This window comes from Halosimplex rubrum (assembly GCF_013415885.1).
Taxonomy (GTDB): Archaea; Halobacteriota; Halobacteria; order Halobacteriales; family Haloarculaceae; genus Halosimplex; species Halosimplex rubrum.
In genome coordinates this window covers 230,342-242,594 of record NZ_CP058910.1, presented here as the reverse complement: position 1 = coordinate 242,594, position 12,253 = coordinate 230,342, and the positions used below count along the sequence as shown (strand labels likewise).

Below are 12,253 nucleotides of genomic sequence, written 5' to 3'. Positions count from 1 at the left end.
CCCATGGATGCTACCTACGAGAGTAACAGAAGTTCTGTGACGATCGATTCGCGAGAGTGGGCCGTCCCAGGGAAGATCCGAGACGCCGAGGAGTCTGCGCACCATCTCGTAGTCAGTATCATACCGCCGGAACAAATCGTCGGTGACCACGCACAGCTCGCGGAAAACGCCGACATCGACCTCCCGGCGACGAATCAGAACCTCATCGGGTTCGACGAACGCGGGAGACACGATTGGGTCGTGGGCGAACCGAAGCACAGTGGGCCCAACGACGGGTTCATGGATCTGCAGACGGTTTCAGGACGTTTCATCGCCACCAACAGCGACGACCACCACTACGAGATCGAACCGTCGACCGGTGAGATCGTCGATAGGTGGACGGAGACTGAACTGCCCATCGGGGACCGGGTCGTCTCGTTCGTCTCTCCGATACAGGATGTTTTCCAGTTGGGGGACCTCGTCGTAGTTCAGGAAGGAGTATCCGGGGCTTCGGTCCACGGATTCGAAACCGATGGCTCTCGCCGCTGGCGAAAGAACGGGCGCTCTGGATTCGAAATCAGAGACGACCTCCTCGTCGAGACGGTCGTTCCGAACGATTCTCGACGAGCGATTCTCCGGATCGACCCGGAGACCGGCAAGCGCGTCGAAGTGTTAGAATCCGACCTCCCCGACCCGGAGCAGTACGTTGCGGCGTCGGAGCGGTGAGGGCGGGTTTGAGGCGCCGTTGAAACGCTTCTCCTTTTGAGTGGTTCAGCCGGGCAGTGACGCGGTCGGCGACGCGGTCGACGACGTGGCTTCGGAGCGGGTCGGCGACGACGGACGCCGTCCTCACAGCCAGTCGACGAACGTGCCTTCCAGCAGCGTCTCCTCCTGATGGTCGACGTAGGCCGACTGCATCCCCCAGATGGCCTCGGCGAGAGGGACGTTCTGGTCGACGGCGGCGGCGACGTGGTCGTGTTTCCAGCGGGCGGGGGTGATCCGTCGGTCGGCCCGCTCGCGCAGCGGGCGGACGTAGCGGCGGGCGGCGTCGGTCGAGAGGCCCTGGGTTTCGAGGCCCTGGCGGGCGGCCTCGAACAGTTCGCCGTAGATGTGGTCGAGGTCGGTCGTCTCCTCGCCGTCGGAGGTGATCCAGGTGAGGTCCGCGGCCAGCCCCTCGCGGCTGGCGGCGTAGAAGTTCTCGCGGGCGGTCTCCCAGTCCATCGCGCGGACGGGGTGTTCGATGCTGGTGAGCGTGGTGAGCAGGCCGGCGAACACCGCCTGAAAGCTGACTGCGTCGCGGACGGTGGGCTGACCGGGCAGCGGGCGGAACTCGATGCGGGCGTTGGCCTGGGGCTCGGTGGGGCCGTCGAAGACCGGGCGGATCCACCGCCAGTAGCTGCCGTGTTTGTGCCGGAAGTGGACGAACGCGTCGTCGAAGCGCTGGCCCGCCTCCACGTCCATCGGGACGATGGTCTCGTCGGCGACGACGTCGTCGATGGCTTCCTCGACGCTGTCGAAGTCCGGCGGGAACCGCACCTTGTCGGGGGCGTCGTCGGCAGCCGGGTTGAGCACGTCCTCGAAGACGATGATGCGGTTCTCCAGCCAGGCGTCGTCGACGATGGCCTCGTCGTCGGCGTCGTCGTAGAGGTCCGGCGGGAAGAAGGGGGCGTTGACGCCCAGGGCGAGCAGCGGACCGGCCACGCGCAGCGCGTAGCGGAAGTACTCGGGCAGGTCGGGCGCGTGGGGGATCTGGTAGTGCGGCTGGATGGAGGTGATGAGGCTCTCGGGCATGACGGTGTCGGCCGACAGCGAGACGTGGGGCGCCTCGACGCGCATCCCCGTCGGATAGTCCGTGTTGGCCATCGTGTGGTAGCGGGCGGCGTCGGACATGTTGGTCGCGATGCGGACGCCGTCCTGTTCGACCGAGTCACAGAGGTAGTCGGTCGCGGTCTCTCCAGTGGGGGGGACCGTCCACATGCCGTCGCTGACGAGGCGGATCTCGTCGCGAGCGGTCCGCTTCAGGGCGGGCGCGAGGTTCGCCTTCAGTTCCTGCTCCTGTGCGACGAGACCGTGCTCGTTGAGCGGCTGGGGGCTGGTCTGCATCTCGGCGTTGTGCAGTCCCAGCTCCTTCTCGAAGCCGATGAGGTCGAGCAACCCGCGGGGCACCCGCTTGAGCGAGCCCGAGCGGGCGCCGACGGCGTACAGCTCGAGTTCGAGGCCGACGATGGCCTCCGTGTTGTCGAAGGTGCCGTCGGTCACTTCGGCTTTGAGTCGCTCGGCCTCCTCGGCGGCTCGTCGGTCGAACGCCTCGCGGTCGACCGCCTGTGCCTCCCGGACGCGAGCCGCGAGTTCGGAGCCGGACATACCACCTCGTTCGACCGCCCCGGTACTTGAACGTGAGGCACTCGGGCGAGGCGAGCCACGAGATATTTACCGCCGACGCACGCAGGACGTGTCGATGCCCCGACTCACCCGCCGCCGCGCCCTCCAGGGAGCTGTCGGGCTGGTCGCCGGCCTGGCCGGCTGTCCCGACGGCGACGCCGGCCGAGGCGACGCCGGCACCCCCGTCGGGTCGCCGACACAGCCGGTTCCCTCTGTCGGCGACGACCGCGTCGACGACCCCGACTACGTCACCCTCCGCGCCGACGAGGCCGACTACCGCGATCCGCTCGCGTGGTTCGTCCCTGACGCCGCCGACAGAGCGACCGACGGCGGGACCGTCGACCCGGACGACCGCCAGTGGGAAGGTCTCGTCGCCGACGCGGCGACCGCCGAGACGTTCGCGGTCTCCGACCGCGTGACCGAGACCGAGGTCTCCGACAGCGCCGAGACCGCCCGGGCGTTCGTCGCCGAGACGGACTTCGACAGCGAGACGCTGCTGGTCGAAGGGCACCAGGTCGAGGAGTGCTACCGGATGGTGCTCTGTTACGTCACCTGGGACAGCGGCGAGGTCGAGACCCGCTACGGTCGGTTCCTCCGCGACGCCGACGTAGTCTGCGAGAGCGGCGAACGCGACGCCGGCGTCACCATCGCCCGGCTCCCGGCCGCGCTCGACCCCGCGGCGTTCGAAATGGGCGCCACCGGCGTCGCCAGCGGCCGGTGTTTCCGGGTGGGACGCGAGCGCGAGCGCGCTCGCTCGACGCCCCGGCCACGCTCGGCCACTGGGACCGCGACGAACGCCGCGACCGGCACCGACGGGGGGGACCGATGACGGACGATCCGATACCGGACGACCCGCGGTTCACCCGCCGCGGCGCCCTCGCGCTCGGCGGTGCGACGCTGCTGGCGGGGTGTGGTGCCCTGCCCAACCCGCTCGGGTCCGACCCGGTGGAGCTCGACGGGGCGGCCCTCACGCGGATCGCGGGCCGGGAGGGGCCGACGATCGACCACCCGCTCCCGGTCGACGTGACCGACGACCACGTCGCCGACTCCCGCGGCCGGGCCCACGCGATGCTCGGCGCGGCGCCGCTGCCGCTGACCGCCGACGACCTCCCGAACGGCGCGATGCGCGAGGAGATCGCCGATCACGCCGACCACGCCCGCGAACACCTCGCGGAGGCGGTCCGCGCGACCGGGGCCCGCGACCGGCTCGAACTGCTCGCCCACGCTCGCGGGCCCGCCCGCGCGACCGGGGCCCGCGACCGGCTCGAACTGCTCGCCCACGCTCGCGGGCCCGCCCGCGCGGTCGAGGCCGCGTGGGCCGCTATCGAGGACGAGCTGACCGCCGCGGACGTGCGCTCGGCCCGGGCGTCGGTCCGCGAGGACGTCAGCGAGTTCCGCGACGACTGGGAGTACGTCGGTGAGGGCCCCGTTCGCGCGGTGGTCGTCCACGCGCTCGTCGAGCAGTGGGTCCGGGAGGGCGAGAACGACCTGAGTCGGAGGCGGCCCGACGACCAGTCCTCGCCCGTCACCCCGCTCACCGTCGGCGAGCGCGCCAGCGAGGTCGAACAGGCCCGCGCCGCGCTCGGTGACGCCCGCCACGTCGGCGAGCGATTCACCGCGTCGCTGTCCGACGCCCGGTCGCTGGCGGCGACGTTCACCGACGCCCGCGATTCGCTGGCCGACACCATCGACTCGCGAATGACAGACAAGCCCGGCGAGCACGCGGACCTCCCAGGTCTCGTCGACGGTGGTGGCGATCTGGAGGGGACGGTCGCGGGCGCTGCGTTGCGCCAACTACACGGCGACCTTCCCTACGAGGGGGAGTTCGTCCCCGAGACCGAACTGCCCGGGCGGATCCTGTGGCAGGTCGAGACGCTCGCACAGATCGGCGGCTTCGAGACGCTTCGCGAGCGGATCGCCGCCGACGAGCACCGGACGGTCGAGAGCGCCGAGGACGTCGAGGAACTGCGGCGGGCGGCCGTGACGGCCGTCGAAGACGCGCTGGCCGAGAGCGCGGACGAGCGACTCGCGCGGACGGAACTGGCCACGCTCGCGGGCTGGTTCGACTACGCGGCCCGCGACATCGACCGACGCGCCGGCGACGACCCGGTCGAGCTCGAACGGGTCGCCGACGAGATCGCCATCTACCTCGAGATTGAGGTGATCGCCGGCGCCGTCCCCGCGGCCGTGGACGAGGCGCTGGCCGCCCTCGGCGTCGAGTGACCCGCTGCCCTCGGCCGTGACCGCCACCGCCACCGCCACCGCCGCCGTCCCGTCCGCGACCACGAGACATTTACCGCGCCGCTACCTCACCAGCCGTGTCAATGACCGAACCGACGCGGCGGCGCGTGCTGGCGGTCGCGGGAGCGGCGGCGCTCGGCGGCTGTGGCGGCCTCGGCGGCGGAGACGCGGAGCCCACACCGCTGGACGCGACCGCGGTCGCGACGGCCGTCTCGGGGTCGTTCCCGACGGTGACCGAGCCGTTTCCCGTTCTGGTCTCCCCGTCGCACTTCGACAGGGCCCGGCGGGCGGTCCGGTCGACGCTCGACGGCGTTCCCGACCCGCTCCCGGCCGAGGCGGCGCCCGACGAGACGACGCGGACGCTGGTCGAGCGCAGCGTCGAGCGGGCCCGAGAGACCCTCTCGACCGCGGACGACGCCGAGGCGACGGGGGAGCGGCTCGGCGACCTCCGCGACGCGCGCTACTCGGCCGAGCGCGCCGCGAGCACGTGGGCGTTCGCGACCGGCGACCGCTCCCGCCACGACGTGGGCTCGCGCGGGCGAACGCTCGAACGGAAGGCCGGCGCGTTCCGCGAAGACCGGGCGCTCGACGGCGACCCGGCCGACCCCGTTCGGGCGCTGCTCGTCCACGGGATCGTCGAGACGCTGGCCGAGGGGGCGGCCGACGCGGCCACGCCCGAGTGGGACGACTACGAGCGGGCGTCGTCTGACGCGCCGACGGCGGCCGACGCCGAGGCCGAGCGGTTACCCGACGCGAACGCGGTCGGGAAGCGAGCCGGGACGATCGCGGAGGGGCTGGCGCGGCTGGACGACGCCCGTCACGTCGACGAGCGGTTCTCCGAGGCGCTGACCGACTCCCGGTCGCTGGCGTCGACCTTCGTCGACGCCCGCGAGTCGCTGACGGCGGCGCTGGACTCGCGGATCGCAGCCCTCCCCGGGCCGGACGCGACCGACGCCGCCGGACTGGCCGGGACCGACGCGGACGGCCTCGGTCGAGCGGTCGAGTCCGCCCTCCGACAGCTCCACGGCGACGCTCACTACCTCGCGGACCGCGGCGCGACGGCGGACCCGGCTTCGGACGTGCTCGCTCGCTACGACGGGATCGCGACGGCCGACGCCTTCCTGTCGCTGCGGGAGCGGGTCGCTGGCGGCGAGTCGCTGTCGGTCGACAGTGCGGCGGCCCTGCGCGAGCGCCGCGAGGCGGCCATCGCCGCCGTCGAGGACGCGCTGGAAGCCAGCGCCGACCGCCGACTGGCGCGGGAACTGCTGGCGTACCCGGTCGCGCGGATGGCGAGCACCGACGCGTCGCTCCGTGAGTGGGACCAGCCGACCCTCCAGCGGGCCGCGGTTGCGGACCGGGGCAGGTACTACGTCGAGTTCGCGGCCCTCGCTCGCGCGACGCCCGGCGCCGTCGACGAGGCGCTGGCCGCCCTGGACGCCGCGTAGCCGCCCGGCGGCCGCGGGCCCGCTCAGACGCGCCGCTCTATCGACTCCACTGCCTGTTTCGGTGTCTCGACGTGTTCGATCCCGACGCCCGCGACGCGTTCATCGCAGGGACGGCGAAACACCTCGACGAACCGCTTGCCGTCGCCGACTCCGACTTCGATGTCGAGGGGATCGACGAGCTACTCGATGTCGACTTCGTCTGACCGGATCTCCGGCGAAATGGATCCGTGGAACCGAGAGCGGCAGTCCCGGCCGGGCCGCTTGAACTCTACACGAGGTCGTCGATCGCGTCGAGAAACGACTGAAAGTCCTCGGCACCGGCCTGGTCCGCGATAGAACGGAGCGTGTCGGTCGCGACTTCGTCGTGCAACGGGACCGTGACGGTCCGTTTCTCGCCCGTGTTCGGGTCGACGTACCGGAGTTTCACGTGACTCCCGGTCTGATCGACGCGCCGGAAGTTCCACTTCCGAAGCGCGTTGATCAGTTCCCGTCCGGAATAGGGCCGAGACACAGAGGCGATGCTTCCGGGTCGAAAATAACGCTTTGGTTTGCGGGCACTCGTCGCTCGAAAGAACTACTCGTCGGTCAGCCATGGCGCAGTGGCTTCTTCCAGTTCCGCGTCGTCGGGGTCCGGTCGCTCGTGGAGTTCGAGCGCTTCGGCGAGGTTGGCAAGTGCCTCCGCTTTGGTGTCGCCCTGGCTCGCAACCCCGGAATCGTCGTCACGCGCGACGACGTAGCCGTCACTCTCGGTGAGTGTGACGGTGTCGAACTCGTCGGGTTCGCGGGACTGGACTCCCATACCTCCCACTGATCGGGCCCCGGGCAAATCAGTTTCGGCCGATTCTCTCTTCTCTCGACGACGCGAATTCCGGGCTGCGGCTGGTCCGGATTCGCCCGGACACACCTGACGATCTACGCGAAAAGCGGAACAGAGAGCGGCCTTACTCGACCTGCTCGAACCAGTCTTCGACGCGAGAGACGGGCGCGCCGGTGATCTCCGCCACGTCGGCGGGCTCGCTGGCGACCAGGTCGGCGACGGTGGCGATGCCGGCGTCGCGCAGGCGGTCGGCGTAGGTCGGGCCGACGCCGTCGACGGTGTCCACGTCGGGGCTGTCGGGTTCGTCCTCGGCGGTCGTCTCGGCGACGGCCTCCTCCTCGGCGGCTTCCTCGTCGGTCGCCGGGGCGCGGTCGGCGTACCACTCGCAGACCTCGGGCCAGACCTCCTCGTGGGACGACGAGGACACCGAGAGGCCGATGTGGCCGGTGGCGTACTCGATGGTGGTCACGTCGTCGCTGCCGACGACCTCGTTGAACGGCTTGGAGGCGTCGGCGGGGATGAGGTGGTCGTACTCGCCCATGATCTGCAGGACGGGCATGTCGATGTTCTCGACGTCGACGTGGACCCCGTCCAGTTCCATCTCGTTGTGGTAGAGCTTGTTCTCCTGGTAGAGGTCGGTGAGGAACTGGTCGTAGGCCTCGCCGGCGACGTCGATGCCCTCGGAGAGCCACCGCTCCATCCGGCCGAAGTTCTCGACGAAGTCCTCGTTGTCGAGGTTCTCGTAGAAGCGGACGTACTTCGAGACGTAGTTGTCGACGGGGTCCATCAGCGCGAAGCCCACATCGAGGAACTCCGCGGGGACGTTGCCGAAGGTGTCGGTCACGTCCTCGGGGTCGTAGTACTCGTCGGAGCCCCACTGTTCGAGGACGCCGCCGGTGCCCTGGAAACACAGCCCCGCGGCCATCAGGCCCAGGGCGTTGACCTTCTCGGGGTGCAAGGCGGCGTACATGGCCGACATCGTGCCGCCCATGCAGTAGCCGAGGATGTTGATCTTGTCCTGGCTCGACCGGTCGCGGACCACGTCGACGCAGTTCTCGATGTAGCGGTTGACGTAGTCGTCGAGCGTGAGGTGCTGGTCCATCCGCGAGGGCTCGTTCCAGTCGATGAGATACACGTCGTGGCCCGCTTCGAGCAGGCGCCGCACCACGGAGCGCTCCTCCTGCAGGTCGAGGATGTACGGCTTGTTGATCAGCGCGTAGACGATGAGGATCGGCACGTCGTGGGTCTCGTCGGGCTCGATGCCGGCCTCCTCGGGCTGGTAGTGCAGCAGTTCGAGCTTGTTCTCCTCGTAGACGACCTCGCTGGGGGTCTGGCCCACGTCGACGGTCTCGACGGTCGCCAGCGCCTCGGGGAGCTCGGCGTTCTGCTCGGTCGCGTCGGTCATCGTCTCCAGCGCGGTGCGCTGGGCGTCGAGCGCGAGCGAGATGGGGTTGAACGGTTCGGCGCGTTCGCTCGCCATCTTACTCCTCCAGGTGGTCGATGATGCGGTCGAGTTTCTGTTCGACGGCCTGCTGGCGTCGTTCGAGTTCGACCAGTCGCTCGCCGACCTCGTCCATGTCGTCGCGGGTGGGGAAGCCGAGCTGTGAGATGGTCTCCTGGCTCACGTCGTCGGCCTCGCGGCGCATCTCCATCATGCGCTCGACGAGCTGGCCGTTGGCGGCGGCGAAGGCGCTGGTCGACATGACCTCCTTGAACGCCTCGTTGGCCGACTGCAGCCAGATGTCGCGGTACTCCGAGGGGGAGACGTCGTCGCCCTGGGCGGCGTCGGTGGTCCGCTCGAACATCTGCTCGGCGGCGTCCATCCACACCTCGTAGGCGCGGTTGTACCCCTGGATGCCTTCGGCCATCGCCTCGTCCTCGGGCACGGAGTCCTCGACGGCCTCGGCCCACGACTCGACGAAGGCGGCCTGGGCCTTCATGTTCTGTTCGAGGGAGTCGGCGACCGCGTCGTTCATCTCCTCGACCATCTCTGTCCACTGCTCCTGCATCTCGTTGGTGTTGCTCATGGGTATGTCTCGGGTGTCCTGAAAGAAAAAACCGTGTTCCTACGCGTCGACGGCCGCTGCGGCCCGCTCCTGCACGTCGCTGACCTGGTCCTGCAGGTCCTCGACCTGGCCCTGCAGCTCCTCGAGCTGGTCGCCCCACTCCTCGGCCACGTCGACCGACTGCGCTTCGAGCTCCTCGTGAGCCTCGACCAGCATCGCGACCTGTTCGTCGACGGCCTCGACGTAGTCGTGGCTCAGCTCGTCGTAGGCGTCGATGCCCTGCTCGTACTCGCTCGCGACGGTCTCGAAGACCTCGGCGTGGTTCTCCAGCAGGAAGTCGTACTGCTCGTCGACGGCCGCGCGCACCTCGTCGACGGTGCCGGCGGCGCCGGGCATCGAGGACTCGATCACGTCGAGGTAGCCGTGGACCATCGTCTGGGTCAGCTCGACGCCGCGACGCTGGGCCGACTCCTGGCTGTCGAAGCTGTCGACGACGGCCTCGCTCATCGTCTGCTGCATCTCGAGGCTCTGCTCGAAGGCCTTCTGGCTCTGCTCGATCGTCGCGCGCTGCATCTCGAACGCCGTGGTGATGGGGGTCGTGTATGCCATGTGTATCACTCTCTGTTCCGCTTGACCGGGATGACGACGGTCTGAACGATGTCGCCCTCTTCGATGTCCAGCGCCTCGCGCTCGGCGTCGGGAATAGAGATCCGTCCGCCCGACTGGACGCGCGTCTTGAACGTCGCCGTCTGGCTCATCGCGCCGAGCTGGTTCATGTCCAGCCCGCCAGCCCCCGCCTGCATCATCTGACTCAGCATCTCCTGCTGGCTCTCCATCGCCTGCTCACTCATCTCCTGCATCCCGCTGAACATCGGCGGCCACGTCGGACCGTCGCTCTCGTCGGTCATCGGTCGAATACACCTACACCCCTCAATTACATAAGGATTGCGCTCAACACCATTTGATACCATTCGATACCACACGATGGATCGCTGCCCCGAACCGGGCGGGTCCGGAGGCGTCCGAGCGGCCGGAGCGGGTGTCGGTCGAGCCGCGATCGGGCCGGGTGGAGTGGACGACGGCGACGAGACGGGGCGAGGAGTGCGGTAGCCCGGGGTTACCGACCGGGTTGTACCGGGATGGTCGAACCGGAAGGTCCCGGTTTCGGTCACCGCGAAATCCGCCGGGAGTAAGCGGCGCGTATCCCGCGTAGCGGGCTGAGAAGCCGTTTCTGTCGCGATATCGCCCGTTCTGTACCACTACGCTTTAATAGCATCAAACCCAAACGCGGGTATCGATGAGTTCTCAACCGCACCGAAACGCGCTGCTTGACACGTGGGCGGAGACCTCTTCGCACATGTTCAACAGCGTGGTCGCGGCCAACCGGGCGGCGTTCGCGGCCTTCGGCGTCACGCCGTCGGACGACGACGAGGGGCCGGCGGCCGTCGACCGCATCGAGGCCGACGAGGATCTCCCCGAGTGGCACGTCGAGCTGACGGAGCACGACCGCGGCCGGCTGGGCGTCGGCGACCGCGTCGAGTTCACCAAGAACATCTCCGACCGCGACGTGCAGTCGTTCGCGGCCGCGAGCGGTGACACCAACCCGCTGCACCTCGACGACGAGTTCGCGAGCAAGACCCGCTTCCGGGGCCGCATCGCCCACGGGACGCTCGTCGGCGGCCTCATCTCCGCCGGACTCGCGCGCCTGCCCGGCCTCACGATCTACCTCTCTCAGGATCTGGAGTTCCACAACCCCGTCCGCCTCGGGGATCGGCTCACCGCGGTCTGTGAGATCGTCGAGGACCTGGGCGACGACCAGTACCGCCTGACCACCCGCGTCGTCGACGACGGCGAGACCATCATCGACGGCGAGGCCGTCGTCCTCGTCGACGAACTCCCCGACGACGAGTAAGCCGCGGCCGCGCTCCGTTTCGGCCAATCCCGTCCGCTCCCCGCTTCTCCGTCTCCGCCGGCGCCGCCAGCCGCCGGTCACTCCCCGCGCTCGTAGACGCCCTCCGTCTCGAGTCGAGCCCGCTCGCGCACCACCGACGGGGTCCGACAGAGACCGGGCGCGCCGGTCACCTGCGGGACGGTGCAGTTGTTGCAGCTCTCGCAGAGCGCCCGCGCGTCGGCGTTCGACCCCGTCTCGCCGAGCAGCCGCGCCCCCAGCCGCGGCTCGGCGTAGAACGGTCGGCCCATCCCCACGAGATCGCAGGCCGGCTCCCCGTCGGCGCCGCCGCCCAGCAGGTCCTCGCAGGTCTCGCGCTCCCGGATCCCGCCCTCGCAGAGGACGGGCACGTCGACCCGCCGACGGACGCGCCGACAGAGGGCGGCGTTCCAGCCGGGCTCCTCGGGGAACCGCCGACTCTGTAGCCGATTGAGCGCCGCGACCGCCCGCGCCTTCAGCGGACTCCCAAGCGCCCCCGCGTACCCCGACTGCAGGTCCGCGTGGTCCCACGCCCGCTCGGGATAAGCCCCGCGGACGACGCTCATGTCCCAGAACGTCGAGACCTCGACGGGAACGACGGCGTCGTAGCCGATCTCGGCCACGCGCTCGCAGATATCGATCGCGTCCGTTCGCGAGAGCCGACGGCGGACGAACCGCGGCGCGGCGGTCTCGGCGGGCACCTTCGTCACCAGCGGGATATCGCCGGCGTGCTCGCGGACGGCGTCGTGGACCGCTTCGAGGAAGGCCACGCCGCCGCTGCCCGGCGGCTCGTCGGGGTCGGTCCCGAACTCGTCGTCGCGACGGTTGTAGAAGGGCGACAGGAACTGCTGGACGATGCCCATGTTCGCCCCCGAGAGGTGGACCCCGTCGTAGCCGGCGTCGGCCGCGTAGCCCGCAGCTTTCCCGAATTGCTCGGCGAGTTCGTACACCTCGCTCGTCGTCATCACGCGGGGCCGAAACTCCACGAGCCCGAGCCGGTCGAGCGCGCGCAACTGCGGGGGCGGCCGGGAGACGGCCAGCTCCTCGTGGTCGGGGTTCCGGGCGCGCTGTTCGGCGTGCCAGACGGCCAGACTGCGGAGGCCGCCGTGGCCCAGCTGGACGAAGATCCGGCCGCCGCGGTCGTGGACGGCGTCGGTCAGCCGCGAACAGCGGTCGACGAACGCGGGGTCGTGAACGCGGGTCATGTTCGGCGCCGCGCAGCCGCTCTCGGCGGTGACGATGCTGGCGCCCTGAAAGATCAGACCCACGCCGGCGGCGGCGGTCGGTTCGAGTTCGTCGAGGAGGGTGTCGACGGCGTCGGGCCCGTTGCCGGCGCACTCCAGCAGCGGCGCGCGGTAGAGACGGTTCGGCAGGTCGACCCCGCCGATCGAGACGGGGTCGTCGAGCGTCGGCATGGTCGATTTAGCCGAGTCCGCAGGATAAGCTTACTCCCAGT

The 12,253-nt window shown here is 69.7% G+C and carries 14 protein-coding genes; 6 read left to right on the top strand and 8 right to left on the bottom strand.

The annotated features are described in order from the left end of the window. Positions 1 to 3: 3 nt before the first annotated feature. Positions 4 to 705: a hypothetical protein gene (locus HZS55_RS01270; RefSeq protein ID WP_179909962.1), complete on the top strand. Its 702-nt coding sequence runs from the start codon at positions 4 to 6 to the stop codon at positions 703 to 705. A 123-nt stretch (positions 706 to 828) separates the two neighbouring features. Here the strand turns inward: HZS55_RS01270 and HZS55_RS01265 are convergent, their stop codons facing one another. Further along, a complete protein-coding gene (locus HZS55_RS01265; protein WP_179909961.1) occupies positions 829 to 2,343 on the bottom strand; it encodes a glutamate--cysteine ligase family protein in 1,515 nt (504 codons plus the stop codon). A 94-nt stretch (positions 2,344 to 2,437) separates the two neighbouring features. Here HZS55_RS01265 and HZS55_RS01260 point away from each other — a divergent pair, with 94 nt between their 5' ends. The 4 genes from HZS55_RS01260 to HZS55_RS22750 all read left to right on the top strand — a co-directional run bounded on the left by HZS55_RS01260 (position 2,438) and on the right by HZS55_RS22750 (position 6,250). Beyond that, entirely contained in the window at positions 2,438 to 3,190 is a 753-nt protein-coding gene (locus HZS55_RS01260; protein ID WP_179909960.1) for a hypothetical protein, read from the top strand. After that, positions 3,187 to 4,584 carry a hypothetical protein gene (locus HZS55_RS01255; protein ID WP_179909959.1) on the top strand — a complete coding sequence of 466 codons (1,398 nt, stop codon included), beginning with the start codon at positions 3,187 to 3,189 and terminating at the stop codon, positions 4,582 to 4,584. The genes HZS55_RS01260 and HZS55_RS01255 overlap by 4 nt, the downstream gene beginning before the upstream one ends. Positions 4,585 to 4,685: 101 nt before the next feature. Beyond that, on the top strand, positions 4,686 to 6,047 hold the full coding sequence (locus HZS55_RS01250; protein ID WP_179909958.1) for a hypothetical protein: 1,362 nt from the start codon (positions 4,686 to 4,688) through the stop codon (positions 6,045 to 6,047). A 71-nt stretch (positions 6,048 to 6,118) separates the two neighbouring features. Next, positions 6,119 to 6,250 carry a PIN domain-containing protein gene (locus tag HZS55_RS22750; RefSeq protein WP_281372858.1) on the top strand — a complete coding sequence of 44 codons (132 nt, stop codon included), beginning with the start codon at positions 6,119 to 6,121 and terminating at the stop codon, positions 6,248 to 6,250. Between the two features lie 65 nt (positions 6,251 to 6,315). On the opposite strand, the gene HZS55_RS01245 is transcribed toward HZS55_RS22750, so the two are convergent. The 6 genes from HZS55_RS01245 to HZS55_RS01220 form a co-directional block, all read right to left on the bottom strand. Further along, the gene (locus HZS55_RS01245; RefSeq protein WP_218927262.1) at positions 6,316 to 6,558 is read right to left on the bottom strand and encodes a type II toxin-antitoxin system HicA family toxin; all 243 of its coding nucleotides are present in this window, start codon (positions 6,556 to 6,558) and stop codon (positions 6,316 to 6,318) included. A gap of 63 nt (positions 6,559 to 6,621) precedes the next feature. Continuing rightward, positions 6,622 to 6,846: a type II toxin-antitoxin system HicB family antitoxin gene (locus tag HZS55_RS01240; protein WP_179909957.1), complete on the bottom strand. Its 225-nt coding sequence runs from the start codon at positions 6,844 to 6,846 to the stop codon at positions 6,622 to 6,624. 142 nt (positions 6,847 to 6,988) lie between these two features. Next, positions 6,989 to 8,344 carry a class III poly(R)-hydroxyalkanoic acid synthase subunit PhaC gene (gene phaC, locus HZS55_RS01235; RefSeq protein WP_179909956.1) on the bottom strand — a complete coding sequence of 452 codons (1,356 nt, stop codon included), beginning with the start codon at positions 8,342 to 8,344 and terminating at the stop codon, positions 6,989 to 6,991. A 1-nt stretch (position 8,345) separates the two neighbouring features. Next, positions 8,346 to 8,891, bottom strand: a complete 546-nt coding sequence (locus HZS55_RS01230) for a poly(R)-hydroxyalkanoic acid synthase subunit PhaE (protein ID WP_179909955.1) — start codon at positions 8,889 to 8,891, stop codon at positions 8,346 to 8,348. Between the two features lie 39 nt (positions 8,892 to 8,930). Continuing rightward, the gene (locus HZS55_RS01225; RefSeq protein ID WP_179909954.1) at positions 8,931 to 9,479 is read right to left on the bottom strand and encodes a hypothetical protein; all 549 of its coding nucleotides are present in this window, start codon (positions 9,477 to 9,479) and stop codon (positions 8,931 to 8,933) included. 5 nt (positions 9,480 to 9,484) lie between these two features. Further along, positions 9,485 to 9,778: an AbrB/MazE/SpoVT family DNA-binding domain-containing protein gene (locus HZS55_RS01220; RefSeq protein ID WP_179909953.1), complete on the bottom strand. Its 294-nt coding sequence runs from the start codon at positions 9,776 to 9,778 to the stop codon at positions 9,485 to 9,487. 449 nt (positions 9,779 to 10,227) lie between these two features. Between HZS55_RS01220 and HZS55_RS01215 the strand changes: the two genes are divergently transcribed. After that, a complete protein-coding gene (locus tag HZS55_RS01215) occupies positions 10,228 to 10,782 on the top strand; it encodes a MaoC family dehydratase (RefSeq protein WP_179911751.1) in 555 nt (184 codons plus the stop codon). 77 nt (positions 10,783 to 10,859) lie between these two features. On the opposite strand, the gene HZS55_RS01210 is transcribed toward HZS55_RS01215, so the two are convergent. Continuing rightward, the gene (locus HZS55_RS01210) at positions 10,860 to 12,212 is read right to left on the bottom strand and encodes an oxidoreductase (protein WP_179909952.1); all 1,353 of its coding nucleotides are present in this window, start codon (positions 12,210 to 12,212) and stop codon (positions 10,860 to 10,862) included. Positions 12,213 to 12,253: the final 41 nt, after the last annotated feature.

What these genes read in the sequence shown, in the direction of transcription:
- HZS55_RS01270 (WP_179909962.1), top strand. Translation starts at nt 4, where the DNA reads ATGGATGCTACCTACGAGAGTAACAGAAGTTCTGTGACGATCGATTCG.
- HZS55_RS01220 (WP_179909953.1), bottom strand. Translation starts at nt 9,778, where the DNA reads ATGACCGACGAGAGCGACGGTCCGACGTGGCCGCCGATGTTCAGCGGG.
- HZS55_RS01215 (WP_179911751.1), top strand. Translation starts at nt 10,228, where the DNA reads ATGTTCAACAGCGTGGTCGCGGCCAACCGGGCGGCGTTCGCGGCCTTC.
- HZS55_RS01225 (WP_179909954.1), bottom strand. Translation starts at nt 9,479, where the DNA reads ATGGCATACACGACCCCCATCACCACGGCGTTCGAGATGCAGCGCGCG.
- phaC (WP_179909956.1), bottom strand. Translation starts at nt 8,344, where the DNA reads ATGGCGAGCGAACGCGCCGAACCGTTCAACCCCATCTCGCTCGCGCTC.
- HZS55_RS01255 (WP_179909959.1), top strand. Translation starts at nt 3,187, where the DNA reads ATGACGGACGATCCGATACCGGACGACCCGCGGTTCACCCGCCGCGGC.
- HZS55_RS01230 (WP_179909955.1), bottom strand. Translation starts at nt 8,891, where the DNA reads ATGAGCAACACCAACGAGATGCAGGAGCAGTGGACAGAGATGGTCGAG.
- HZS55_RS01210 (WP_179909952.1), bottom strand. Translation starts at nt 12,212, where the DNA reads ATGCCGACGCTCGACGACCCCGTCTCGATCGGCGGGGTCGACCTGCCG.
- HZS55_RS01260 (WP_179909960.1), top strand. Translation starts at nt 2,438, where the DNA reads ATGCCCCGACTCACCCGCCGCCGCGCCCTCCAGGGAGCTGTCGGGCTG.
- HZS55_RS01250 (WP_179909958.1), top strand. Translation starts at nt 4,686, where the DNA reads ATGACCGAACCGACGCGGCGGCGCGTGCTGGCGGTCGCGGGAGCGGCG.
- HZS55_RS01240 (WP_179909957.1), bottom strand. Translation starts at nt 6,846, where the DNA reads ATGGGAGTCCAGTCCCGCGAACCCGACGAGTTCGACACCGTCACACTC.
- HZS55_RS01265 (WP_179909961.1), bottom strand. Translation starts at nt 2,343, where the DNA reads ATGTCCGGCTCCGAACTCGCGGCTCGCGTCCGGGAGGCACAGGCGGTC.